This is a genomic window from Streptomyces sp. NPDC046215 (assembly GCF_040646215.1).
Lineage (GTDB): Bacteria > Actinomycetota > Actinomycetes > Streptomycetales > Streptomycetaceae > Streptomyces > Streptomyces stramineus.
Genome location: NZ_JBEYZW010000006.1, coordinates 96,735 through 120,807 on the forward strand (window position 1 = coordinate 96,735; position 24,073 = coordinate 120,807).

At 69.4% G+C, this 24,073-nt stretch carries 26 protein-coding genes and 1 pseudogene; 16 read left to right on the top strand and 11 right to left on the bottom strand.

Annotated features, from left to right (window positions below; genetic code table 11):
* Nucleotides 1-730 precede the first annotated feature (730 nt).
* A complete protein-coding gene (locus tag ABZ951_RS04460; RefSeq protein ID WP_344088526.1) occupies nucleotides 731-1,087 on the bottom strand; it encodes an Lsr2 family protein in 357 nt (118 codons plus the stop codon).
* Nucleotides 1,088-1,260: 173 nt separating this feature from the next.
* Here ABZ951_RS04460 and ABZ951_RS04465 point away from each other — a divergent pair, with 173 nt between their 5' ends.
* Nucleotides 1,261-1,512 (top strand): hypothetical protein, encoded by a 252-nt coding sequence (locus ABZ951_RS04465; RefSeq protein WP_344088528.1) that lies wholly within the window; start codon nucleotides 1,261-1,263, stop codon nucleotides 1,510-1,512.
* 1,799 nt (nucleotides 1,513-3,311) lie between these two features.
* The gene (locus ABZ951_RS04470; RefSeq protein ID WP_344088530.1) at nucleotides 3,312-3,605 is read left to right on the top strand and encodes a winged helix-turn-helix domain-containing protein; all 294 of its coding nucleotides are present in this window, start codon (nucleotides 3,312-3,314) and stop codon (nucleotides 3,603-3,605) included.
* Nucleotides 3,606-3,693: 88 nt separating this feature from the next.
* Here ABZ951_RS04470 and ABZ951_RS04475 read toward each other — a convergent pair whose 3' ends face one another.
* The 4 genes from ABZ951_RS04475 to ABZ951_RS04490 form a co-directional block, all read right to left on the bottom strand.
* Nucleotides 3,694-4,887 carry a methyltransferase domain-containing protein gene (locus ABZ951_RS04475; RefSeq protein WP_344088533.1) on the bottom strand — a complete coding sequence of 398 codons (1,194 nt, stop codon included), beginning with the start codon at nucleotides 4,885-4,887 and terminating at the stop codon, nucleotides 3,694-3,696.
* The gene (locus ABZ951_RS04480; RefSeq protein WP_344088536.1) at nucleotides 4,884-5,036 is read right to left on the bottom strand and encodes a hypothetical protein; all 153 of its coding nucleotides are present in this window, start codon (nucleotides 5,034-5,036) and stop codon (nucleotides 4,884-4,886) included. Before ABZ951_RS04480 ends, ABZ951_RS04475 begins: the two co-directional genes overlap by 4 nt.
* Nucleotides 5,037-5,284: 248 nt before the next feature.
* Nucleotides 5,285-5,515: a hypothetical protein gene (locus ABZ951_RS04485; RefSeq protein WP_344088539.1), complete on the bottom strand. Its 231-nt coding sequence runs from the start codon at nucleotides 5,513-5,515 to the stop codon at nucleotides 5,285-5,287.
* Between the two features lie 501 nt (nucleotides 5,516-6,016).
* Nucleotides 6,017-6,178 carry a hypothetical protein gene (locus ABZ951_RS04490; protein WP_344088542.1) on the bottom strand — a complete coding sequence of 54 codons (162 nt, stop codon included), beginning with the start codon at nucleotides 6,176-6,178 and terminating at the stop codon, nucleotides 6,017-6,019.
* A gap of 589 nt (nucleotides 6,179-6,767) precedes the next feature.
* Here ABZ951_RS04490 and ABZ951_RS04495 point away from each other — a divergent pair.
* Nucleotides 6,768-7,916, top strand: a complete 1,149-nt coding sequence (locus ABZ951_RS04495; protein ID WP_361278921.1) for a helix-turn-helix transcriptional regulator — start codon at nucleotides 6,768-6,770, stop codon at nucleotides 7,914-7,916.
* 22 nt (nucleotides 7,917-7,938) lie between these two features.
* Nucleotides 7,939-8,517 carry an HD domain-containing protein gene (locus ABZ951_RS04500; protein ID WP_344088545.1) on the top strand — a complete coding sequence of 193 codons (579 nt, stop codon included), beginning with the start codon at nucleotides 7,939-7,941 and terminating at the stop codon, nucleotides 8,515-8,517.
* Nucleotides 8,518-9,107: 590 nt separating this feature from the next.
* Here the strand turns inward: ABZ951_RS04500 and ABZ951_RS04505 are convergent.
* Entirely contained in the window at nucleotides 9,108-9,296 is a 189-nt protein-coding gene (locus ABZ951_RS04505) for a hypothetical protein (protein ID WP_344088548.1), read from the bottom strand.
* A gap of 5 nt (nucleotides 9,297-9,301) precedes the next feature.
* Complete coding sequence (locus ABZ951_RS04510) at nucleotides 9,302-9,436, bottom strand: hypothetical protein (protein ID WP_344088551.1); 135 nt, start codon at nucleotides 9,434-9,436, stop codon at nucleotides 9,302-9,304.
* Between the two features lie 562 nt (nucleotides 9,437-9,998).
* Here ABZ951_RS04510 and ABZ951_RS04515 point away from each other — a divergent pair.
* The 5 genes from ABZ951_RS04515 (at nucleotide 9,999) to ABZ951_RS04535 (ending at nucleotide 12,621) form a co-directional block, all read left to right on the top strand.
* Complete coding sequence (locus ABZ951_RS04515) at nucleotides 9,999-10,253, top strand: hypothetical protein (protein ID WP_344088554.1); 255 nt, start codon at nucleotides 9,999-10,001, stop codon at nucleotides 10,251-10,253.
* Complete coding sequence (locus ABZ951_RS04520; RefSeq protein ID WP_344088557.1) at nucleotides 10,225-10,740, top strand: DUF6879 family protein; 516 nt, start codon at nucleotides 10,225-10,227, stop codon at nucleotides 10,738-10,740. The genes ABZ951_RS04515 and ABZ951_RS04520 overlap by 29 nt, the downstream gene beginning before the upstream one ends.
* A 14-nt stretch (nucleotides 10,741-10,754) precedes the next feature.
* Nucleotides 10,755-11,603, top strand: a complete 849-nt coding sequence (locus ABZ951_RS04525; protein ID WP_344088560.1) for a helix-turn-helix transcriptional regulator — start codon at nucleotides 10,755-10,757, stop codon at nucleotides 11,601-11,603.
* A 126-nt stretch (nucleotides 11,604-11,729) separates the two neighbouring features.
* Nucleotides 11,730-12,140, top strand: coding sequence for a (2Fe-2S) ferredoxin domain-containing protein (locus tag ABZ951_RS04530; protein ID WP_344088563.1), 411 nt, complete (start codon nucleotides 11,730-11,732; stop codon nucleotides 12,138-12,140).
* A gap of 52 nt (nucleotides 12,141-12,192) precedes the next feature.
* Nucleotides 12,193-12,621: an ASCH domain-containing protein gene (locus ABZ951_RS04535; RefSeq protein ID WP_344088566.1), complete on the top strand. Its 429-nt coding sequence runs from the start codon at nucleotides 12,193-12,195 to the stop codon at nucleotides 12,619-12,621.
* Here the strand turns inward: ABZ951_RS04535 and ABZ951_RS04540 are convergent.
* Nucleotides 12,615-14,150 (bottom strand): APC family permease, encoded by a 1,536-nt coding sequence (locus tag ABZ951_RS04540; protein ID WP_344088569.1) that lies wholly within the window; start codon nucleotides 14,148-14,150, stop codon nucleotides 12,615-12,617. The genes ABZ951_RS04535 and ABZ951_RS04540 overlap by 7 nt on opposite strands.
* Nucleotides 14,151-14,204: 54 nt before the next feature.
* Nucleotides 14,205-15,161, bottom strand: a complete 957-nt coding sequence (locus tag ABZ951_RS04545; RefSeq protein WP_344088572.1) for a hypothetical protein — start codon at nucleotides 15,159-15,161, stop codon at nucleotides 14,205-14,207.
* Nucleotides 15,162-15,621: 460 nt separating this feature from the next.
* On the opposite strand from ABZ951_RS04545, the gene ABZ951_RS04550 reads away from it, so the two are divergent.
* Together ABZ951_RS04550 and ABZ951_RS04555 are read left to right on the top strand one after the other, a co-directional pair.
* A complete protein-coding gene (locus tag ABZ951_RS04550; protein WP_344088676.1) occupies nucleotides 15,622-16,506 on the top strand; it encodes a DMT family transporter in 885 nt (294 codons plus the stop codon).
* A 54-nt stretch (nucleotides 16,507-16,560) separates the two neighbouring features.
* Complete coding sequence (locus ABZ951_RS04555) at nucleotides 16,561-17,109, top strand: NUDIX domain-containing protein (protein ID WP_344088576.1); 549 nt, start codon at nucleotides 16,561-16,563, stop codon at nucleotides 17,107-17,109.
* A 71-nt stretch (nucleotides 17,110-17,180) separates the two neighbouring features.
* Here the strand turns inward: ABZ951_RS04555 and ABZ951_RS04560 are convergent, their stop codons facing one another.
* A complete protein-coding gene (locus ABZ951_RS04560) occupies nucleotides 17,181-18,104 on the bottom strand; it encodes an NADP-dependent oxidoreductase (RefSeq protein WP_344088579.1) in 924 nt (307 codons plus the stop codon).
* A 34-nt stretch (nucleotides 18,105-18,138) separates the two neighbouring features.
* On the bottom strand, nucleotides 18,139-19,635 hold the full coding sequence (locus tag ABZ951_RS04565) for an MFS transporter (protein ID WP_344088582.1): 1,497 nt from the start codon (nucleotides 19,633-19,635) through the stop codon (nucleotides 18,139-18,141).
* A gap of 139 nt (nucleotides 19,636-19,774) precedes the next feature.
* Between ABZ951_RS04565 and ABZ951_RS04570 the strand changes: the two genes are divergently transcribed.
* The 5 genes and pseudogenes from ABZ951_RS04570 to ABZ951_RS04590 form a co-directional block, all read left to right on the top strand.
* The gene (locus tag ABZ951_RS04570) at nucleotides 19,775-20,215 is read left to right on the top strand and encodes a MarR family transcriptional regulator (RefSeq protein WP_344088585.1); all 441 of its coding nucleotides are present in this window, start codon (nucleotides 19,775-19,777) and stop codon (nucleotides 20,213-20,215) included.
* A 93-nt stretch (nucleotides 20,216-20,308) separates the two neighbouring features.
* Nucleotides 20,309-21,250 (top strand): MBL fold metallo-hydrolase, encoded by a 942-nt coding sequence (locus ABZ951_RS04575; protein ID WP_344088588.1) that lies wholly within the window; start codon nucleotides 20,309-20,311, stop codon nucleotides 21,248-21,250.
* Nucleotides 21,251-21,409: 159 nt separating this feature from the next.
* Nucleotides 21,410-22,432, top strand: coding sequence for a phosphotransferase family protein (locus ABZ951_RS04580; RefSeq protein ID WP_344088591.1), 1,023 nt, complete (start codon nucleotides 21,410-21,412; stop codon nucleotides 22,430-22,432).
* Nucleotides 22,433-22,437: 5 nt separating this feature from the next.
* A complete protein-coding gene (locus ABZ951_RS04585) occupies nucleotides 22,438-23,652 on the top strand; it encodes an acyl-CoA dehydrogenase family protein (RefSeq protein ID WP_344088594.1) in 1,215 nt (404 codons plus the stop codon).
* A 57-nt stretch (nucleotides 23,653-23,709) separates the two neighbouring features.
* Nucleotides 23,710-24,073, top strand: a pseudogene (locus ABZ951_RS04590) (hypothetical protein); the annotation flags it as partial.

Sequence of the window (24,073 nt, forward strand, 5' to 3'; positions counted from 1 at the left end):
GGTCCTAGACATTGCCCACCCCCACAGACATCCGCCTGCCCGACATCCCGCCGGACGGCTCTCAACGGCTTCTCCGGCACTGCCACCCATCACAGACAGGGAGTGCCAGGAGATTAGTTAGATCGGCCCCACCAGATTCCCGGGACCGCAATTTCTGACTCCCCATTTCTACCGCCCCAGCACTCCCAGCAAATACCAAAACAGCGTGATCCGCGTCACAATCCTCTGTTTACGAAGCGGCACGCCTTGATTACGAAGAGAAATAAAACCCGTAAAACCGCAGGTCAGAGCATGTCTAAGCACCGGGGGTAATGCTTAGTTCTTTATTAAAAGGACCCACCGGGGGTGCCTCTTTCCGACCGTGTACGGGTATCAAATTTTCGCTGTCACGGAATTAATGAGGCCCGATTCTGGCCCACCCAAGGGTCCGCCGGCGCTAAGGGACGGCATTTGGGCAGAAAAAAGCGCCCGGAAGGGTCTCCCGGGCGCCGTTGCGCAGCTTTCAGGGCGTGAGGATGCCTGTTTGGCGGCAAGCTGACGAGCTAACCAACCTCATCAACGTGCCCCTGATCACATTTTTCGGGTTAGGGGTCACGGATTGGGGTGGATCACGCCTACATTATTTATGTCGGGGGTTATATATACCTGCTGTAGGTTCCTGGGATAGCAGAAGGCCCCCTCCCGAGAGGGGGCCCTGTGGTGTAGCAACCGAGTGAGTGTTGAGAGGCGGCTAGTTTGCCTTCTCGTAGGCTTCCCGGATGGAGGCCGGCACGCGGCCCCGGTCGTTCACCTCAAGACCCGCAGACTTGGCCCAGGCGCGAATTGCGGAAGTGTCCTGGCCGCCGGCTGCCCCCGCGGGACGGCGCCTCGTCTTGGTGGCCGCGGAGCTCGACGCTCCTCCTCGTACCCGGCGAGCGCCCTGGGCGCTCAGGAAGGGCCTCAACGCGTCCATGAGCTTGTCGTGACTGTCAGGAGTGAGGTCGATCTCGACCCCGGCCCCGTCAACAAGGATGGTGTGGGTACTGATCTCGTCCGATTCCTCACCGGTGAGATCGTCAGTAAATGTGGTGACTACTTTCTGTGCCATGTACGGATTATAGGGCACCACCAGTTTGCCGCGATGCGAGTTTATGAGGTAAGGCAATAACGCATTAAGGGGGCTTAGCCGCCTTCAAATGGGGCTGGCATCCAGCTCAGTGCCCAACCCCGTCTTCAGTAGCCCAAAGCGCGCCCGAGCGTGCTCCGGCATACGGTCAGGGCGTGGACTTTCAGATCACAGCGGCCGAGGAACGGGTGCTCCTCCTGATCGTCGAGCACCTGGGCGCAGGCAACGCCCCGACGCCGGAGGAACTGGCCCCGGACGCCGGCCGTGATGTTCAGACCGAGGTCGAGGCGCTGCGGGCGAAGGGGTGGCTCCTCGTGCGGGACGTCGATGGGCGCGCCACGGTCATCGGACTGTCGCCCCTGGCCACGGCCGCGGTGAGCAACCGGCGATACGGCCGCCGCGAGTAGGGCGCATAGGCCCCCGGATCAGCCGCTCTCCCCGCTCGGGCGCCTGAGGCGTGCGCCCTAGGGCGTGTCTGACGGGTCTATTACTGCGTCGACGCAGGCTCACGGTGGTTCTCATGCGCTCCTGGGCGCTTCCCTGCGCCTCTTATGTGCCTCGTGTACGGGCTATGGGCGGGGAATGCTGCCACCCAGCTAGGCAATGTGCCAACGCACTCGTGTTGGGAGGCATGTCATGCCCCGTGTTCGCCGGGTGGTTACCACTACTGTGGCAAGTGCCCTACTCGCTCTGGCCAGTATCATGCTAGCTACCCCCGCTCAGGCCGCCGACGGCTCCGATGCGGACCCAGTCAGCGAGATCCAGCGCAGCGTTAGCGGGATTCTCGAGAGCGGCAGCAAGCTTCTCGACTCCCTCGCCAAGGTGGCGGGTAGCTAGCCGCCGGCTCCGTCAGACACGCCCTAGTTCAGCGTGGTCTTCGGTCGTCATCTGCTCACTCTTCCAGAGGTCTGATACGCAAGGGGCCGGGCGGGGAATTTCCGCTACAGAACAAGGTCAATGCCCACCTGAGCTACCCCGAAGCCGCAGCGTCGATCCGGGGAGGGGGCTTCGCAGCTGTGATCGGCGCCGTACGTGCGGCTGATCCGGCCCGGGATGTCTTCCAGCCGGCATGACGAAGGCCCCCAGAGACTGGGGGCCTTTCGCTCACCTCCGCCTGCGCGGAGCGGGTCAAACAGGTTGGCCATCCCTACAAAGCGCGGGCGGCTCACCTCCGCCTTCGCGGAGCTTTGGACCATTCGGGTCCGGGTATCCCCAACCCTGCTGGCTCACCTCCGCTTGCGCGGAGACTGTCAAGCCCCGCGTATGCGGGCCCCGACGAGGACTACCGTAGCGCATCTCAGGCGCCTGTGTGGGCTGTTGGAGCAGATCATTGATCCATTTTCCCCACTTAGCGTGATCGGCCGACATAGAGCCAGCCGGGCAGGCCGTAGCCCCGCCTCACGGTTGGCCAGGCGGGGCTACAAGCGGCGTTCAGGGGTTGCGGATCACGTCGTCCCAGTGCGGGCCGGCGGGGACGCTCGGCGCGCAATGGGGGCATGCGTAGAGGGGGATGCCAGGCCCGCTACCGGTCTCGACGTACCGGACTGCCACGGGGGCGCTGGTGGCGCGGAGGCACTTGCAGCACTGGGCGGCAGGGGCTTCCGGTATGGGCGGGAAGTACTCGGCGACGCTCATACCGTCACCCCTGTGCGGTCGCGGTCGTAGCCGTATCGCTCGGGGTTGGGGTAGTCGTAGCCCATCACCGCTGCAACGGCCGCTAAGCCTCGTTGGATCTGGCGCTCCCGCTCCTCCCGCGCCTTCCGCTTCTCTTGCGCTTGGAGCCACTCCTGGATGAACAGGGGGACCAACGGCCGGTTGTCCTCAATCGGGATAGTTCGAGCGAGGACATGTGGCGGGATGGGTTTGCGGGGACCGCATATCTCGTACGGTGCCGAGCTGGTCTCAACAGGTACCGGGCTCGCCTGCGGGGTTGGTGCGGGGGCGGTTCGAGTCCCGCGGTGGCGTCCTTGGGCGGGCAACACCCGCCGGAGCACCCGGAGGGATAAGCGGGCGATAGCATGGCGCATACGTCGTTCAGCTCCTCGATAGCTGTGTTCGGCGAGCCCCGGATGGTCGTTGCGAGCGACCGCCCGGGGCGTTTTCGTTGTGGGAGACGCTAGTCCTGACCTGTCTAACCTGTCTAGGTCATCCACTGGTCTAGCCGGTCTATGTCGCCCACTAGAGGGCCGTTGTCTACGCTCTCCCTATGCCTGAGAACCCAACTGATCCCCACGCACCGCGCGCCCCGTACATGGAGGTGCTCGAAGTGCTCACGGCGGAGATCAAAGCGGGTACGTACGCGCCGGGCGCTCTTATCCCGTCTGATGCGGCGCTGTGCGAGCGGTTCGGGGTGGCGCGGGAGACTGCCCGGCGGGCGGTGAAGGTTCTCCGGGAGCGTGGACTGATCCGCACGGAGTGGGGGCGTGGGTCTCGGGTCGTAGACCACTCTGCGGCCCCGGATCCAAGCACCGCGGGGGATCCGGACGACGGCAACGGCTGAGCCTGATTTTTTTGTTCACAGGGTGACAAGGCCCCGCCCGTCCGCCTCGGGAGGAAGCGCACGGACGGGGTGTCCAGGGGCCTACGCGTCAGAGCGCAAGGGCAGCAGGGTTGTCGGGTGAGTCGAGCCATGCCCGTTCGCCTGCGTCGTCTACCGTCAGGCCGAATCGCTCATAGCCCGGCCGGTCGTTGCCCTCCCACCACCGGTACGCAGTCTCCACTTCGTCCCAGAGCCGCCGGGGGCCGGACTGGTAGACCCTCGATTCCTTGCGGTCGTCGCGGAAGACCACACAGGCCCACGACTTGTCACTCAGTCCGTAGAACCAGACGGCCCTCTTGCCGTTCTCCTTTCTGTCGGCCAGGTGGACGATGTTGTCGACGCACAGTCCGATGACGAATCCGGCAAGTCGGAAACCCTCGGTGCTGGAGAACTCGTCCTCGCCGACGGTGGTCGTGGACACGTCCGCGGCATCCATTGCCCCCGCCGGCACGTATTCACTGTGCTGGGGCCAGCCACGACGCTGCGAGCGCATCCGCATGAAAGCCACGGGCCGCGTGAATAGCCCTGACGCACTACGGCCGTCCTCGGCGACCACCAGGCGGGCCGTCGCCTCGCTCGGTCCGTAGTAGGTCCCCCACGGAGTGAGGATCACGCCGCACGGTGTCATCTGATTGAGCCAGGCGCGGGGGATGCTGCGCAGGCCGCACGTGGCGATGATGCGATCGTAAGGCGCCCTGTCGGCGAACCCGAGGTACCCGTCGCCGTGCACCACCTCTACCGGCAGCCCAAACCGTTTCAGTGCCTCCCGACCAGCCTGGGCAACTGCCCCGTCCACCTCGACCGAGACGACATTCGAGGCGCCGAGGCGGTGGGCGAGGAGAGCGGAGTTCCAGCCCGTCCCTGTACCGATCTCCAGCACCCGGTGACCTTCGCGGACATCCAGGTCCTTGAGCATGGAGAAGACCACACTGGGCATCGATGACGAGGAGCTGAACGAAGTGCCGGGCTCGGTGCCCTGGTGTGTCCCGTCGTCCCACTGGGTCACGATGGGCTGATCGGAGTCGGCGTATGCCTGCCATGCCTCCGGATCGGTAGATCTGTCCACGGGGGCGCTCCGACTGGTTTCCATGTCGTGGGGCCACATCAGATCGGGAAGGAAAGCCGATCGTGGCACCGCCTCAAAGGCTGGCGCCCAGGCAGGTGTCATGCATCCCTTTTCGAGGAGGGAGCGGCCCAGCTCCTCACGAGAGAACCGCTTCTCCTGCTCGGTGCGTGCTGTCACTTGCCGTGCTTCCCGCCCTCGCTGGGCTGGCCCCCATCAGGGGTGGGCTCCTCGGTGGGCTGCCACGGCTGACCGGGGTGACCGTCCCCCTCCTCCTGCGGTTTTCCGTGCCCGCCGCCCATCACAGTCATGAACCGAGTGGTGCTCATGTCGAGCTCCCTCCTATAGCTGGAGTGGTGCACTGCACTTACTGACCCGTCCGGCCACTCTCTACCACGAGGTGGGCCGGGCGGGCGTTGGCCCCGCCCTGGTCTCGGTCGGCACCCACGCCGGCTGGGACACCAAGGACGAAAAGACCAGCAGGCGTGTTGACCAGGGCGGGTGTCTGCGGGGCCCGTTCCCTGCCGGGACTCCTCACGGGGGAGACTCACGGAGTCGACCAGCAGGGAACGGGCGTTCAGGGGGTGGTGCCGCGGCGCTGCTGTTCGTGATGCAAGACCAGGGCCCGCAGGGTCCGCCGCTCGTGTGCGTCCGCGGGACGCAACCGGCTAGGGGCCTGCACCTCCCACTCGCGGCCACCAGGGCGTGAGAGCCATACCCTGCTTCTGTCGACCGAGGTGACCATGGCGATCATGTCGGTCTCCGGGTCGTAGACCGCCATGCCTCTGCGGAGCCCGCCCTCAATCACGGGCTCCCCCTCCTGCCTCCAACGGGGCTACCGGAAGATAATTGGGGTGCGCTGGTTTGAGGTGGTAGCGCACCCCGTGCTTCTCGCAGTAGAAAGAGTTGGCGTCCCCGGACTCGTACGGATCGGCGAGCAAGGGCTCACCACCGTTGGGGCAGGCGACCACACGAGGGTGATCCGGGACGGGCCCGAGTACGAACGGGGATTCTGACTCAATCGCCGGCGTACTCTGCGCCCTGCTGCTGCCGCGAATCACCTGCCAGACCTCGCCGTCGTCCTGGGGGGCGAGCTCGGCGTAGTCGTGGAACCCGCGCTCGTACCGCAGGTGATCCGTGGTCTGTGTGTGTCGTCGCATCCACTCTTCGACAGCTGCCGGGGTGGTCAGCCTGCCGGATCCTGCCCCGCACTCGGACACATCGCCTGACACGCATACGGCGCTGTACTCCGGCCATGCCGTGAGATCCTGGGAGATCGTGAACGGTACATAGCGGAAGCAGCGACGGGTCACTCTCGCTCCCCGATCATCGGTTCCGCCTCCGCACCGAAGATCACACGAAACATGTGTGCCTCGCCTTCGGGGGACTTTAGGAACTCGTCGGCTTTGCGCAACCTGACGCCCGCCTGGATGCGCATCAACGCCTTGTCGTGGTAACCCGGTTCGGCCATCGCCGCGCGGGCTCTTGCGTGGATGCGTCGCCGGCTGGGCCAGACAGCCCGCACGGGCAGGGAGAACTGCCCTTGCAGACACCACCACCGGTGCATGTCAGCGGGTGCCCGGCGGATGCGCCGCCACAGTCGCCTCACCGGGGACCACCACCCCATTGAGGGGTGCTGGCCGCACGGGAGGTCAACCGGACGGATGTGTCCGGCTTTCCCTCCCCTGCACGGTGCTGGGGGCACTGACACGCCGGAAACGCACTACTGCCGGTCGAGAGACTGGACAGGTCCGGTCCATCCGCGGACTCACCCAGGCCCCGTCTTGCGTTGTCGGTGCGCGCTCGCGGCTTCGAGTGGCGTTCGGGGGGCTTGCCGGCCACCGTCCGCGGCTTGGTGGTCACCTGCTTCACCTGCCTCTGTTGAAAGGGACTCCCATGCGGTCGGTCACCTCAGCGCGCACTCAAACCGTCGCGCTCCGCAACTATGCTCGGCGTGTTCCGCGCCAACCGGTGACCGCCACGAAGGTATGACGGTCAGGGGTGCGGAAAAACTGACGCAGGGTACGAGTTGTTCGAGGGCCGGCACCCGAGGAGTTCCCATGGTTCGACCACCGTCAAGTCAGGAAACACTGACCGCCAGTCAGGGATCGGGCCTGCGGATCGGGGAGGGGGCTGTCACCGGCCATCTGTTTAAGATCATCCGCGAACGAATGCCCCTCACTCAGCGGCAACTTGCTGAACGGCTGAGGGTGGACCCGACCACGGTGCAGGGTTGGGAGTCTGGGCGCCGACCACTGACCGCCGTCGCGTCATCGGCCTTTCTGGCTCTGCGTCGTAAGATGCTGCGGAACGGTGCAGACCCCGCCTTACTGGTGCTGCTCGATCCCGCCATGGAAGCTGACTCGGTTATCGCCCACGCGCTATCTGACGACGGCCGGAGCCAGGACATTGCAGACCACCCGCTAGCGGGATGGGTCTTCACTCGCGCAGCGACTCACATGATCGCGTGGGCACTCACGGGTGACGCACCCCCTACCGTGTCTCGCACCACGATCGCGACGGTGAGGCGCCGGGGGCCGTCTCCCGTCTCACCCAAGCTGGCCGGTGCTGAACGACGGCGGTTCTTCCGCCACATGAGGTGGTGCGCAGAGGTCGCTGACCACGCTGGCCCTGATGGCGATCTGCTACGCCGGCAAGCCCTCTACCTATGCAGCTATGACACCTCTACTGACTCCCATGCATGGCTCGGGGACATGCAGAGTCGCAGGCCCATACGGCTGGACCACCAGATTTGGACGCCTGCGTGGACTGACGCACGGTCGCTTGCTACGTCCTTGACCCGATACGGCGATGTCGACCGCCTCCATAGCTTCATTCAGAGGGGGATGAGCAACGACGCAGGTGAAATGGCCAATCTCAACTACTGGGCCTACTGGCTCGGCTTGGACCAGTGCCCGCGCCCCGACGATTCGTTCATGGCTGAGCGGTCGTCGCATCGCTGGGATGCTGGTGCCCTGCTACGGCGCCTCGTAGATCGGCTTGACCCTGGCCTGGGATGCGTTGATCTCAACGTCCACTCGGTGTGGGCCTTGATCGCCTCAACGCCCCGTGTCTTGGCCAGCGATCCTGAGCTCGGTCGTGATCTACACCAGCGTGTTTGCTCCCTGCTCGACAGTGACTCAGTGTCGTCTCAGTCCCGGCGGGAGCTTGACGCTGTGCACTACGGTCTACGACTGAGCAACCCATGATCCATCTGAGAGGACAAGCCGCATGACCGATGATGATCAGCACGCCAAGGGAACCGTCAGCTACCTGATGGAAATGGGTGCTCTTAAGCGCGCGCGGCGGTCCGGATGGTGGATCGCTGGCGTGAAGGACCCTGAGACGATCGCGGAGCATTCGTTCAGGACAGCGGTTATTGGCTCCGTCCTAGCCATGATGGAAGGCGCCGACCCCGCCAAGGTCGCATTGCTCTGCACCTTCCATGACACGCAAGAGACCCGTGTCGGTGACATTCCCTGGATCGGACGCCGCTACCTGACAGCCGCCAGCAACGAGGATGTCACAGCGGATCAGGTAGCTGATGCCCACCCCGCAGTTGCTTCCGGCATCCAGGCCATCGTTGCTGAGTACGAGCATGGAGACTCGCCAGAGGTCGTGGTGGCCCATGATGCCGACAAATTGGAGTGCATGATTCAGGGGCTGGAGTACCTCGAACAGGGATACGTCAACGCGCGGGAGTGGGTTGACAGCACCCGCGCGAAGCTCAAGACGGCGTCGGCAATCGCGCTTGCCGACGCAGCGCAGAACATGACGTCGATCGACTGGCAGCGCACCTATCTGCGGTAGTCCCCGAACTGACAACGCCCCCATGCCGTCCTCCTCGTCGACATGGGGGCGTTGTCTTGATGACCGGCGGTGGCTTGCCAGAGGGTGACCGCGAGGCCGAGCACGGCGTTACGGGCTTCACCCTCTCCGGGCCGGCGGAGCCGGGATCATCACCCGCGTCCCGCATGACCAGCGTGTGACCAGTAGAGGCCGGGAGCCCCCGGAAACACGCAGGAATACCCAGTAACACGAGAGGGCAGGTAGACCCCCTCATCCGGGTGTTTTCGCAGGTCAGAGCCCTACCGTGCTGGTGCCCGAGGTGAGAGTTCAAGTCCCCCCTCGGACACCAGCGAGAACCCCAGCTTCGGCTGGGGTTCTTTTGCTTTTCCAGGGTGCGGCGTGACCAACACGTGACCACCAGCCCGGAGAGTTCCCAGGTCAGACCAGAGATGACAGGCCGAGCCTGTTGGCTCCGGAGGCGGCGAGCTTCCGCGCTCCGTTCTTCCTGCTGTGCCCGTAGCGGGCCATGGTGCAGCCCGGCGAGTGGTGCCGGACGTTGGCGGAGGGAACGCCCCCGCCGATCGGCGGGGGCGTTCCTTTGCTGCGACGACTCACACGAGACTGATTCCGGCCTTGGCTTTGATGGTGTCCACGGCCTCGTCGGTGAGCCAGCGAAGGGGGACCACGGTCCACTTGTCGCCCTTGCGCATGACCACGGCGTTACCGTCCCTGGTCCGTCCGACGTGGATGAAGCCGTGATCACGTCGCAGGTCTTTCGCCAGGTTCTCGCCGTGGATCACGGGCGTTACTTCCCTTCGCGGTCCTCGTCGTCGGCCATGCTGCTGTGCACGTCCCCGTTCTGGGAGACACGGGTATCGGGATCAGTCGCCTGGTCCTGGTTGGCGTACGGGTCCCAGTCGTCTTCGTTCTTCTTCCCCATTCTCACGCGCTCCTTTCTGTCGAACACTGAGGCGACACGGGGAGTCGTCCCCGCGCCGTCGTGCAACCCGCCCCGACGGCTAGTCCTTCCTGTTGCTGAGCTGGCGGAGCGGGGATTTGGGGGCGCGACTGGCGCCGTCGGACCCTCGCGGGAGCCGTCATCGTGCGGCCTGGGGCTCGGGGCACTCGGGATAGTGCCGGTAGACGGCCGCCGGGGACGCGGACGCTCTCGCAACGGTGATACGACGGCACAGCTCAAGGCCCTTGATCTGCCTTTGGCAGTCGGGGCACGTGTGCCCCGAGGGGGCATACGTCGTGTACTCCGACTGCCGCGCGTCCCACTGCCGTTCGTCGGTGTTCCTCGCCTGCGTCGTGCTCGCCATGTTCGCCGTCCCCTCACGTGGTCCGATGGCCACACGCTAGGAACGGTGGAACCCCGACCACCACAAACTTGCACCGACTTGCACGCCAATTTCCTTGGCCCACAGCCCCCTTGACGCTTCCCCCGCAGTTCAGACAGGCTCATGCAAGCCCGAGCAAGCACCTGGACCAAGGAGCCAGCCATGGCCGTCGAGTTCGTAGGGATCGACCCCAACACCGACCGGGACCACTGCCCCACGGTGTGGGCGGACACCGAGGCTCAGGAGATCTTGTTGCAGGGGTGGAAGCCGAGCGCCGAGACCCGGGCGGAGTGCGAGGGGACCAGCCCGGCGAACGGACCGGTGCCCGACAGCGAAGCCATCGTCAGGATTCCGGCCCGGATGATTGCGATGATCAGGGAGGCATGCGATGCCGTCGAGCGTGCCCAGCTTCGCTGAGCTGCTTGGCCAGTGCGAGCGGTCCGCCGTCCATCTGGAGCTTCGCGACTCCTACGCCCCCACGGACCGGTTCGAGGCATGGAAGCGAGGTGAAAGGATCAACTGGGAGGACCGGCCATCCTGGTGGCACCCCTACGATCAGTTGATTGCGGACACCGTGTCTCGGGGCGTTGCGATCCGCCGAGCCCGAGTGGTCTCGGAGCCCGTGTCGGAGTACATCCGGTGGGAGCACTACGTCACACACGCCAACGTCACGGCGGGCGAGCAGGTTCGGTGGCTACCCCGACGACGGGCCACGAACATCCCCCTGCCCGGCAATGATTTCTGGCTGTTCGATGGCGCGCTGCTCCGAGTGCACCACTTCTCCGGCGACGGCGTCGTGGTCGAGGACGAGATCACGGCCGACCCGGAGACCGTGAAACTGTGCTCCACTGCCTTCGAAGCAGTCTGGGAGCGAGCGATCCCGCACCACCTGTACGAGATCTGACGAAGGCCGGCTCCATGCCCCCACACCCCTCTTCACGAGTCCAGAAGGCCCGTGAGGAACTTGCCGGCCGTCTGCGCGAGATCCGGAAGGACGCGGGGATCACCGGGCGGGAGCTGGCCATCAGGTGCCGCTGGTCAGAGTCGAAGTCGTCCCGGATCGAGAACGCCAAGACACCCCCCTCGGACAGCGACATCAGAGCGTGGTGCCGTGCCTGCGGTGCCGATGATCAGGCCCCTGACTTGATAGCGGCCAACAGACAGTCGGCCGACGCTCATGTGCAGTGGAGACAGCTCCAGCGGAGCGGGCTCCGTCGTCTGCAAGAGTCCACAGGGGATCTGTACCAACAAACAAAGACGTTCCGGGTCTACGTATCCGATGTGATCCCCGGCTTTCTCCAGACGTCTGGATATGCCGCCGCCTTGCTGTCGTCCATCGCGGACTTCCGTGGGACCCCGGACGACGTGAGTGACGCCGTGGCGGCCCGCATCAAGCGCAACGCAGTGCTGCGCAACGGCGCACGCCGGTTCTCGTTCGTATTGGAGGAGTCGGTGTTGCGGTACCGGCTGTGCAGCGCCGAAACCATGGCGGCGCAGCTTGGCCACCTGCTCGGCATCATGGATCTACAGCACGTCGCCGTGGGAATCATTCCTTTCTCAGCACAGCGCACAGTGTGGCCCATGCCGACCTTCACGATCTTCGATGACGGTAGGGTTCACGCGGACACGCTGGATGCCGCTTCAACACTCACCCAACCCAGTCAGGTCGAGCTATACGCCCGCGCCTTTGAGCGGTTGTCTCAGATGGCAGCGCGGGGCGGTGCGGCGCGTTCCCTGATAGCGAGTGCGCTAGCCTCCCTGGACTGACCGGCGTTACCTCCGGTCCCGTGATGAGCCGGTTGGACACGTGACCAAAGCATGACCAACAGCGGCCCGAAGCGAGGGAAGGCATAACCAACCGAGACGGTTGCCCCGCTGCGTATCATCTGGCGGATGATCACCAACCGTGCCCGCCGCACCGCTGCCGCTGCCGCCCCCGCGCCCTGCCGGATCACCGTGTGCCGGGGGTGCTGCTGCGGTGACCCGCAGAAGGTGCCCGGGGTCGATCACGCCGGGCAGATAGGGCGGTTGCGCGGGGCCGTGGAGGGTGCCGCGCAGGTGCGCGCCTCGGAGTGTCTGGACGTGTGTGACCAGGCGAACGTGGTCGTCGTACAGCCGTCGGCGGCCGGGCGGGCCGCCGGGGGGCGGCCCGTGTGGCTGGGGCTGGTCAACGACGACGAGGCGCTCGCCGACATCGGCGCGTGGGTGCGGGCCGGCGGGCCGGGGCTGGCGGAGCCGCCGGGGGTGTTGGATCTGTACGAGTTCACCGCCTCGCGGCGGGTGGGCAAGGCCCTGGAGGGCTAGCCGCCGCGATATTCGGTGGGCCCGGCGAGCGGGCCGCCCCTACAGTGCGCGCATGACGACCTATGACGGGCTTCCCGTCTTCGAGCTGGCGTTCCCGGGGCCGCTGCGCGACCAGTTGGTGGCGGCGGTGCTGTCGGGTGCCAAGACGTCGACCACCGGGCTGCTGTGCGAGTACGAGGCGGCCGGTGAGCCGCTGCCGGCCCCCGGGGACCGCTACGCGCTGGTCGATTCGGCGGCCCGGCCGGTCGCGGTGATCGAGGTGACGGAGGTCCGGGTGCTGCCGCTCGCGGAGGTCGACCTGGCGCACGCCCGTGACGAGGGCGAGGGGCACGAGACCATCGCCCGGTGGCGGGCCGATCACGAGACGTACTGGCACGGCCCCGAGCTGCGCGCGGCGCTCGGCGATCCGGGGTTCACCGTGACGGACACGACTCCGGTGATCGCCGAGCGCTTTCGCGTGGTGGAGCGCCTCCGTCAGTGAACGGCCCGGGGCTCGGCGGCCGCGGCCGCCTTCTCCAGCTGGAACGCCTCGTTGCCCAGGCCGATGCCGGCGTGCACCTCGGGGCGCAGGCGCCGCAGGACGGCCCCGAAGACGAGGCCGGCGACGACGGCGGCGCCGATGACGCCGGGCAGGATCCAGCGCAGGGCGGAGCCGGAGCCGGCGCCGACCAGCACGTCGAAGTCCTTGACGGCGTAGCCGGCGATGACGAGCAGGGCGAGGCCCGCGAGGCCGGAGGCGATCAGCCGTGGCGCCTGCGGGCGGGCCGCGCCGCGCCGGACGAAGAAGGCGATGACGGCGGCGGAGGCGGCGGCCATGAGGACGATGATGCCGAGCGCGCCGACGTTGCCGCTCCAGGTGAACAGGCGCTGGACGGGCGCGGTCGGGTCGCCGTTCGGCCGGCTGTCGGTGGCGGCGAAGAGCAGGACGACGACGAGCGAGATCCCGCTCTGGAGCAGGGAGCCGTAGGCGGGTGCGCCGCTGCCCTTGGCCGTGCGGCCCATGGCGGCGGGCAGCAGGCCCTCGCGGCCCATGGCGAAGGCGTAGCGGGCGACGACGTTGTGGAAGCTGAGCATGGCGGCGAACATGCCGGTCACGTAGAAGAGGTGCATGACGTCGGCGAAGGCGCCGCCGAGGCGGTTCTCGGTGAGGGTGAAGAGGAGGCCGGGGCCCTGTTCCCGGGAGAGGCCGACGATGTCGGCGGGGCCGGCGGCGACGCTGAGCGCCCAGGAGCTGAGGGCGAAGAAGAGGGCGACGAAGCCGACGGCGAGGAAGGTCACGCGGGCGACGACAATCTGGGGGCGGCTGGTCTCCTCGGCGTAGACGGCGGCCTGTTCGAAGCCGACGAACGCGGCGATGGTGAAGCAGAGGGCGGTGCCGAGGCCGGCGCCGTCGAGGGTGGTGGGGTCGAAGGAGTGGAGGGAGACGCCCTGGGGGCCCGGGTCGGCGAGGCCGGCGATGTCGAAGGCGGCGACCATCACGCACTCGATGAGCAGCAGGACGCCGAGGACCTTGGCGTTGAGGTCTATCTTGAGCCAGCCGAGGACGGCTACGGCGAGGACGGCGGCGAGGGCGGGCACCCACCAGGCGAGGCCGATGCCGAGGTGCTTGTCGAGCAGGCCGGAGAGTTCGAAGCCGAAGATGCCGTAGATGCCGAACTGCATGGCGCTGTAGGCGACCAGGGCGACGACGGAGGCGGCGGCGCCCGCGGTGCCGCCGAGGCCGCGGGCGATGTAGGCGTAGAAGGCGCCGGCGTTGTGGACGTGGCGGCTCATCTCGGCGTAGCCGAAGCTGAAGAGGGTCAGGACGACGCCGAGGATGACGAAGAGCAGCGGCTGGCCGACGATGCCCATCGTGCCGTAGGTGGTGGGCATGACGCCCGCCGTGACCATCAGCGGGGCGCTGGCGGCGACCACCGACAGCAGCAGCCCGGCGAGCCCGATGCGGTCGGCGCGCAGCCGCCTTTCCTGGCCTTTGAACGTGCTGATCTCGCTCGTCGTGCCCGTCGGCATGGCGGGGTCGTCCTTCCCTGGGGGGAGCGGTGGCGGAAAGCGGGGGTTGCGGGTTCAGGCGGCGCCGAGGGCCGCGCGGCGCGCGGCGCGGAACGCCTTCCTGGGGTCCCGGTCGGGGTAGGACCAGGGCGCGCGGGTGGCGTGCGGGCCGATGCGGGTCAGGAGGGCGGCCGCCTCGGCCAGGCGGTTCTCCTGGAGCTTGGCGTGGGCGAGGTAGTTGAGGTCGACCTTGCGCCGGGGGTGGGCGGTGGTGCCGTCGTCGACGTCCCATTCGAGCCACCAGTCGAAGGCGGCCTTCATGACCTGACGGGCGCGGCGGGTGGCCCAGTGTCCGGAGCGGGCGGGGTCGGCGGGTTCGACGCCGGCGCGGGCGAGGACGCGGTAGCGCTCGGCGTGGGCCACGACGGGCAGGACGGCCAGCGGTGAGTCGGCGGGGGCCTGTTCGGCGGCCCAGGCGGCGAAGTCGTAGACCTCGTGCAGGGGGTCGTCGCGGTCGCCCGTCTGGTGTTCGGCGAGGCAGGCGGCCATGAGGTGGTGCGCATGGTGGTGGTCGCGGTGCCGGGCGCGCACCTGGTCGAAGGCGCGTACGCGCTCGTCGTCGGTGCCGGTGCGGTGGGCGAGGATGAGGATGCCGAGCCAGGGCGAGGGGTCGGCGGGCGCCATTCTGGCGGCGGTCAGGCAGGCGGCGCGGGCCACCTCGGGTATCTCCTTGCCGCCGACGGCCCGGCAGACGGTGGCGCAGGCGAGGAGGACGGCGGCGTCGGGGCTGTCGGGCTCGGCGAGCTGCCACTCGCGGGCCCAGGCGGCGGTGGCGGGGCCTTCGGCGAGGACGACGAGGCGGTGGCCGCGGCGGTCCCAGTCGTCGCCGGTCTCGGCGAGGAGGCGGCGGGCGTCGGCCCAGCGACCGCGGGCCAGGGCGTCACGGGCCGTGGCGAGCTCGGTGTCGTCGAGGGCGGGGTCGAAGGTCAGTCCGTCCTTGTTCCGGGGGCGGCCCAAGGGTGGGGGCGTCATCTGCGGGCTTCCTCCACGGCGTACGTCCCCTCCGGACGCCGGTGCCGGGCGTCCGCAAACCGACCACTTCGGTCACGCACAGCAAACCGGTAGTCACCGCTCCGAGTCAAGACCGATCTTGCGGCTGACGCGACATCAACTCCCATATCGGCAGATCGGGTTGCCTGCCGCCCGGCACCGGACCGCACGTGTCGCCTTCCGCGTGCCGCGCCGGCGCCACCGTGGACGGGGGGCACGGAGACCGCCGGAACGACCCCACCGGGACGCACGGACCTCCGTGACGAACAGTTGTTCGCCCGACGAGGGGCGGGCCGCCCTGCCGCCGAACGCACGGTGACCGCGGCGGCCGGTGGGGATGAACGGGCGGCGGCGGGGTACCCGATCCTGGCGCCGCTCGCACGGCGGTCGCCGCCCCTTCGTCAAGCCCTTCCGTTCACCCCGCCTTGAGGTGCGCGACGTGATGGTCTTCGTCTTCGCCGTGAGCGCGGCGTGCTGCCTGGGCATCGGCTTCGTGTTCCAGCAGAACGCCGCGCAGCGGGCCCCGATGAGCGACTTCCTCTCCCCCCGGCTGCTGCTCGACCTCGTCCGCGTGCCCCGCTGGCGGGCCGGCATCGGCCTGATGATCTGCGGGATGGTGCTCGGCGCGCTGGCCCTCGGGCACGGCGAGGTGTCGCTGGTCGAGCCGCTCATGGCCACGCACCTGCTGTTCGCCATGGCCCTCTCCCGGTGGCAGACCCGGCAGCCGCTCGGCTGGACGGGGTGGTGCGGGCTGGGGCTGCTGGCCGGCGGGGTGACGGCCTTCATCGTGGCGGGCCGGCCGCGGGGCGGCGACTCCGTCACCGACCCTCTGCGGCACTGGCTGATCGTGGGGATCATGATCGGCGGGGCCCTGCTGCTGGCGGCGGTCGCCAAGCGGGTGCGGGTCAGCGTGGAGGCCCCGCTGCTGGCCGTGGCGGCCGGGATGCTCTACGGCGTGCAGGACGCGCTGACCCGGGTCAGCGGCGAGCGGGTGTCCGAGGGCGGCCTGACCGCCCTGATCGGCAGCTGGCAGCCGTACGCCGTGCTGGTGCTCGGCGTCACCGCCCTGGTGCTGGTGCAGAGCGCCTTCGAGACGGCGCCGCTGCGGATGTCCCTGCCCGCGCTGACCGCCGCCCAGCCCCTGGCGGGGATCGCCTGCGGGGTGGGGTTCCTGGGCGACCGGCTGCGGATGACGCCCGGGGCGCTGGCCTGGGAGGCGGCCGGGCTGGCGGCGATCGTGGCCGGCATCGTCCTGATCGGGCGGCACCCGGCGATGCCGCCGGGGTCGGCGACACCGGACCGCGTGCGCGACCTTCAGCCGCGCTGACGCCGTCGCGGGAGGCCGTCGCGGGACGCCGCGGCGGGCTGATTGGATGACGTCATGGCCGAGCAGCTGAGCAAGCCCGAGGACGAGGTGCTGGACGTCGTCGACGAGCACGACCGGGTGGTGGGCCGGGCCCGGCGCGGCGAGGTGTACGCGCGGGGGCTGCGGCACCGGTGCGTCTTCGTCCTCGCCCGGGACGGCGAGGGCCGGATCTTCGTCCACCGCCGCACCGCCCACAAGCTCGTCTTCCCCTCCCGCTACGACATGTTCGTCGGCGGCGTGCTCGGGGCGGGCGAGACCTACGACGAGGCGGCGCTGCGGGAGGCCGAGGAGGAGCTGGGCGTGTCCGGGCTGCCGGCGCCCACGCCGCTCTTCCGCTTCCTCTACGAGGGGGCCGGGGGGTCGTGGTGGTCGGCGGTCTACGAGGTGCGGTGTGACCTGGCGGTCTCGCCGCAGGTGACGGAGGTGGCCTGGCACGCGTTCCTCTCCGAGGGGGAGCTGGAGGCCGCGCTCGGGGTGTGGGAGTGGGTGCCGGACGGGTTGGAGGCGTTTGCGCGGCTGCTTGAGCTTCGACGGGGTGAGGGTGCCGCTCCTCGTTGCGGCTGAGGTCACGGTGTCCTCAAACGCCGGACGGGCTGGATGTTGCCGCCCGTCCGGCGTCCGGCGTCCGGACGGTGTCACGCCACCGTCACCACGATCTTGCCCCGCGTGTGGCCCTCCGCGCTCAGGCGCTGCGCGTCCGCCGTCCGCTCCAGGGGGAAGGTCTTCGCGACCTCGACCGACAGCACCCCCTGCTCCGCCAGGCGGCTGAGCGCCGTGAGGTCCGCCGCGTCGGGACGTACCCACAGCAGGCGGCCGCCCAGGGCGCTCACGTCCGGGTCCGCGATGGAGACCAGGCGGGCGCCGGGGGCCGTGACCTCGGGCGAGGTGTGGATCGTGCCGCCGCCGACGAAGTCGAGGACGACGTCGACACCCTCGGGCGCCAGGCCGCGGACCCGCTCGGCGAGCCCGTCCCCGTAGGTGACGGGCTCGGCGCCCAGCGAGCGCAGGTAGTCGTGGTTGCGCTCGCCGGCCGTGCCGATGACCCGGGCCCCCAGATGCTTGGCGAGCTGGACGGCCATGCTGCCCACCCCGCCGGCGGCGGCGTGGACGAGGACGGTGTCGCCCTCGCCCGCCCCGGCCGCCCGCAGCGACTGGTAGGCGGTCAGGCCGGCCAGCGGGATGCCGGCCGCTTCCTCGAAGGTGAGGTCGGCCGGCTTGCGCGCCAGCGTGCGGACGGGGGCGGCCACGTACTGGGCGAAGGTTCCCCGGGAGAGGAAGTCCTCGCGGACGTAACCGATGACCTCGTCCCCCACCTGGAATTCGCCGGCGTCGGCGCCCAGCCCCACGACGACGCCGGAGACGTCCCAGCCGGGAACGACGGGGAAGACGGCCTGGATCATCCCGTCGAGGTAGCCGGCCTGGGCCTTCCAGTCGACGGGGTTGACCGCGGCGGCCCTGACCTCGACCAGGACCGCGTCCGGGCCGACCTTGGGCTCGGGCAGCTCGCCGTACTCCAGGACCTCGGGGCCGCCGTAGGACCGGTAGCTGATGGCCTTCATGATGGTGCTCCTTGTGGGGGTGATGGTCAGCCGGTCAGGCTCGGGCGGTCGCCGTCTCAGCGTCCGCCGCGGGGGCGCCGGCCGCCACTTCGGCGGCACGCATGCCCGAGACCTTGCGCAGGCCCAGCCGGGCGACGAAGGCGACCAGCAGGAACGCCGTGCCCGCGATGACGAACGTCAGCGTGAACTGGCTCTCGGCGGGCAGCTTGGGCGCGCCGGGCGGCAGGTGCTCGATGCTCTTGGACGCCAGCACCGTGGTGATCATGGCGCTGCCGATGGCGCTGCCGGTCGAGCGGGAGATGGAGTTGATGCCGTTGGCGATACCCGTCTGGTGGTGCGGCACGCTGGTGACGATCACGGCGGGCATGGCCGCGTAACCGAAGCTGATGGCCGCGCCGACGAGCATGCCGGCGGCGATGACGGAGAAGCTGTGCTCGTGGTCGAGCGCGATCCACACGAAGCCCGCGGTGCCGATGAGCGAGGCGAGCAGCAGGACCAGGCGCGGGCCCTTGTGGCGGACGAGCTGGCCGCCGACGGGGGCCGCGAGCAGCGAGACGATCGTGCTGGGCAGCAGGAACTGCACCGAGGCGCGCAGGACGGAGGCGTCGAAGCCGTAGCCCGCGACCTTCGACGGCATCTGCACCAGGTAGGAGACGCCGATGAAGAGGGCGAAGGAGCCGAAGCCGACGAGCAGACCGGCGATGTTGGCGAAGAGGACCGGGCGGTGGACGAACATCTTCATGTCGACCAGCGGCTCGCTCACCTTGCGCTCGACGAGCGTCCAGACCGCCGCCATCACCACGGCGCCGGTGAAGCAGCCGATCGTCCGGGCGGAGGACCAGCCCCACTCGTGGCCCTGGGTGATGGGCAGCAGGAGCAGGACGAGGGTGGCGGCGAGGCTGAGGGCGCCCAGGACGTCGGTGCGGCCGCCGGTGGTCTGCCGGGTGGCGGGCACGAGCGTGGCGACGGCGATCAGGGCGAGCGCGGCGAGGCCGGTGGCCAGCCAGAAGGCGCTGCGGTAGTCGGGGTTGTCGCCCGAGGTGAGCAGGCCGGTGGCGACGAGCGCGAGGCCGCTGCCGAAGGCGAGGGTGCCGCTGACCATGGCCATGGCGCCGGGCAGCTTGGCGGGGCGCACCTCCTCGCGCAGGACGGAGAGGGCCAGCGGGAAGATCGCGGTGGCGGCGCCCTGGAGCACCCGGCCGACGATCAGCCACAGCAGGGAGTGGGTGACGGCGGCCAGGACGGAGCCGGCGACCATCACGATCAGTACGCCGACGAGGGTCTGCTTCTTGCCGTGCTGGTCGCCGAAGCGGCCCAGCAGGGGGGTGAAGACGGCGGCGGAGAGCAGGGTGGCGGTCGTGACCCAGCTCACGTTGGCGGTGGTGGTCTCGAGGTCGTTCTGGATGAGGCCCAGGATCGGGACGACCAGGGTCTGCATCATCGAGACGACCATGGCGGCGAGGCTGAGGGCGAAGACGATGACGGTCTCGTTGCGCTGCCCGTCCGCGGGGGCGGTGGCTCGGTGGCTCATGAGGGGGTGGCGGTCCTTCGAGTTGCTTCATGACATGGATGCTTGAACTCATCAAGCAACTCGATGCACGGTAGGCCGAAATGCTTAAGGTAGTCAAGTTAATGTTTTACTGCTTCAAGCTCTTGAGTACACTTGAGGCATGACCGCGACCACCCCGCAGCCCCCCACCAAGGCCCAGCTCCTGGAGCTGGTGGCGGCGCTCGGCACCGCACAGTGGCAGGATTTCGCGGCCGCCGCGGCCCGCCAGGGCCTCACCTCCGTCCAGGCCAAGCTGCTCGCGCAGCTCAAGGGCCCGGTCCCGATGCGCGGCCTCGCCACCCTGCTGGTCTGCGACGCCTCCAACGTCACCGGCATCGTCGACCGCCTGGAGGCGCGCGGCCTGGTCCGGCGCGAGCCCGACCCCGCCGACCGCCGGGTGAAGAACGTGGTGGCCACCGAGGAGGGCCTGGACACCATCCGCCGCGTCCGCGCCGAGATGCAGGCCACCCACAGCGCGCTCGACACCCTGGACGAGGCGGAGCGCGCCACGCTCTACGGGCTGCTGGAGCGACTGCGTCCGGGCATGGAGCGCCGCGGCTGACGCCCCGCGCCACCGGCCTTCCCCCGCCCGTATTCTGACGGGTAGTCCGTTCCGCGCGGTTCCGCGCGGATGTCCAGGGGAGGCCACGCCAGCATGACCGTCACGACCACCACCCCGTCCGCCGGTGCCGAGGGGACGGAGCCGTACACCGTCACCCTCGCCCCGGGCGTGCGCGCGTTCCTCCAGCCCGACGGCGGCTGGTGCCTCAACAACGCGGGGATCGTCACCGGCGGCGGCCGGACGACGCTGATCGACACCGCCGCGACCGAGCGGCGGGCGCGGCTGCTGCGCGCCGCCGCCACCGAGGGCGGCGGGCCGGTGCCCACGACCGTCGTCAACACCCACCACCACGGCGACCACACCTACGGCAACTGCGTGTTCCCCGAGGCCACCGTCATCGGGCACACCGCCTGCCGCTCCGAGACCATCGCGGTGGGCCACCAGCTGCACGCCACCTGGCCCGACGTCGACTACGGCGACATCGCCATCTCCCCGGCCACGGTCACCTACTCCGACACCCTCACCCTGTACGCCGGTGACACCGAGGTGCGGCTGATCCACCCGGGTCCGGCCCACACCGTCGGCGACACCATCGCCTGGCTGCCGGAGCGGGGCATCGTCTTCACCGGCGACCTGGTCTTCAACGGCGGCACCCCCTTCCTCCTGATGGGCTCCCTCGCCGGATCGCTGCGCTCCCTGGAGATACTCCGGGAGCTGGACGCGCACACCGTCGTCCCCGGCCACGGCCGTGTGACCGACCCCGGGGCGTACGACGTCCTGGAGCGCTACTTCCACTGGGTCGGGGAGCTGGCCCGCGAGGGGCACGCCGCCGGGCGGACGCCCCTGGAGGTCGCCCGCGCCGCCGACCCCGGCGAGTTCGGCCGGCTGCGCGAGAGCGAGCGGCTGGTCGCCAACGTGCACCGCGCCTACGCCGAACTGGACGGCCTGCCCCTGGGATCGCCGCTCGACCTGGCGGGCGTCCTCGGCGACATGGCGACGATGAACGGCGGCAAGCCCATGACCTGCCACGCGTGAGCCCCTGACGCCTCCGCTCCGGGTCGTCCCGGCGGGTTTCCCCCACGCGATGCTCTAGACGGCATACCGACTGGTCGGCATGATGATCCCGGACCGGAACCGGGATCAGGACCGGGACCGCACCGTCCACAGGCTCAATTCCCCATGGAGGAGCACGCGATGAGCAAGGGCAACCCCCCAGGGCTCGATCCGGAGCGGCTGCGCGCGTATCTGGAGCGCGAGGCGCCGGGGCTGGTGCGCGGGCCGCTGACGGCGGAGCTGATCGAAGGCGGCCGCTCCAACCTCACCTACGCCGTCACGGACGGCACCGGCCGCTGGGTGGTGCGCCGCCCGCCCCTGGGCCATGTGCTCGCCACCGCGCACGACATGCGGCGCGAACACCGGGTGATCAGCGCCCTGCACCCGACCGCCGTGCCGGTGCCGCGGACGCTGCTGCTGTGCGAGGACGAGTCCGTCATCGGATCGCCCTTCTACGTCATGGAGTTCGTCGAGGGCACCCCCTACCGTACGGCCGGGCAGCTGACCGCGCTCGGCCCGGACCGCACCCGGCAGGTGGTGCTCGGGCTCGCCGACACGCTCGTCCAGCTGCACGCCGTCGACCCGCGGGAAGCGGGGCTCGCGGACTTCGGGCGCCCGGAGGGCTTCCTGGAGCGGCAGTTGCGGCGGTGGGGAAAGCAGTTGGAGGCGTCCCGCAACCGTGAGCTGCCCGGCATCGACGAGCTCCACGCCGCCCTCGGCACGGCGCTGCCCGTCTCGCCCGCCGCCACCGTCGTGCACGGCGACTACCGGCTCGACAACGTCCTGATCGGCGCCGACGACACCGTCCGGGCCGTCCTCGACTGGGAGATGTCCACCCTCGGCGACCCCCTCACCGACCTGGGTCTGCTGGTGATGTACAGCGCGCAGCGGCCCGTGCCCGGCTCGCCGATCTCCACCACCCGCGAGGCCCCCGGCCACCCCGACCCCGCCGAGATCGTCGAGCGGTACGCGGCCGGGTCGGGCCGTGACGTCTCGGCGCTGCCGTGGTACACCGCCTTCGCCTACTTCAAGCTCGCCGTGATCCTCGAAGGCATCCACTACCGCTACACCCTCGGTCAGACGGTCGGCGCGGGCTTCGACCGCATCGGGTCGCTCGTTCCCCTCTTCATCGACAACGGACTCACCACCCTGCAGGAGGGCTGAGCACCATGGATTTCGCATTCGACGCGCGGACCGAAGAGCTCCGGGGCGAGCTGCTGGCCTTCATGGACGAGCACGTGTACCCGGCCGAGCCGGTCGCCGAGGAGCAGCGGGCCGCGCTGGCCTCGCCCTGGGACGTCCCGCCGGTGGTCGAGGAGCTCAAGGCGGAGGCGCGGCGGCGGGGGCTGTGGAACCTGTTCCTGCCGGACGCCGGGTACGGTGCCGGGCTGACCAATCTCCAGTACGCGCCCCTCGCCGAGATCACCGGGCGCAGCCCCCATCTGGCGCCCACCGCCCTGAACTGCGCGGCGCCCGACACGGGGAACATGGAGCTGCTCTCCCAGTTCGGCTCGGCCGAGCAGAAGAAGCGGTGGCTGGAGCCGCTGCTCGCCGGGGAGATCCGGTCCGCCTTCGCGATGACCGAGCCGGAGGTCGCCTCCTCCGACGCCACGAACATCGAGACGCGGATCGAGCGGGACGGTGACGCGTACGTCGTCACCGGCCGAAAGTGGTACATCTCCGGGGCCATGTACCCGGGTTGCGAGATCTTCATCGTCATGGGGAAGACGGATCCGGAGGGGGCGGATCCGCGCCGCCAGCAGTCGATGATCCTGGTCCCCCGGGACACGCCGGGCCTCGAAGTCCGCCGGGCCATGCGGGTGTACGGCTTCGAGGACCACTCCCACGGCGGGCACGCCGAGGTGGTCTTCGACCGGGTCCGGGTGCCGGCCTCGCACCTCATCGGCGAGGAGGGCGGCGGTTTCGCCATCGCCCAGGCCCGGCTCGGCCCCGGCCGGATACACCACTGCATGCGGCTGATCGGCATGGCCGAACGGGCGATCGAGCTGATGTGCCGGCGGGCGGTGTCCCGCACGGCGTTCGGCAAGCCGCTGGCCCAGCAGGGCGTGGTGCAGGAGTGGATCGCGGACGCGCGGGTGGCGGTCGAGCAGCTGCGGCTGCTCGTGCTGAAGACGGCGTGGCTGATGGACACGGTCGGCAACCGGGGCGCGCACACGGAGATCCAGGCCATCAAGATCGCCACGCCGCGGGCGGTGGTCGACATCATCGACAAGGCCGTCCAGCTGCACGGCGCGGGGGGCGTGAGCCAGGACTTCCCCCTGGCCGAGCTGTGGGCGGCGGCACGGACGCTGCGGCTGGCGGACGGGCCGGACGAGGTGCACCAGCGGTCGCTGGCGCGTCGGGAACTGGGGCGCTACCGCTAGGGGGCTCCGGGGTCCGGCTCCACCGGGGCTCGGCTCCGCCGGGCGGTGCCGCGGGCGGTGGGGGTGGTCCCCGGCGGAGGCGGTTCGGCACCGCCGGGAACCGCCGTCGGGCGGCTCGCCGTCGCGGCGGGAAGAGGTAGTGGCTGCCGCCACTGGAGCGTCAAGGCCACGCCGGAGGCGGGCACGGCACCGCCGGAGACCACCATCGGGCTGCTCGCCGTCGCGGCGGAAGGGGTGGTGGCGGCCGCCGCCCCCGGAGCGTCAAGGCCCACGCCGGAGGCGGGCACGGCACCGCCGAAATCCACCGTCGGGCAGCTCGCCATGGCGGCGGAAGGGGTGGTGGCGGCCGCCGCCCCCGGAGCGTCAAGGCCCACGCCGGAGGCGGGCACGGCACCGCCGAAATCCACCGTCGGGCAGCTCG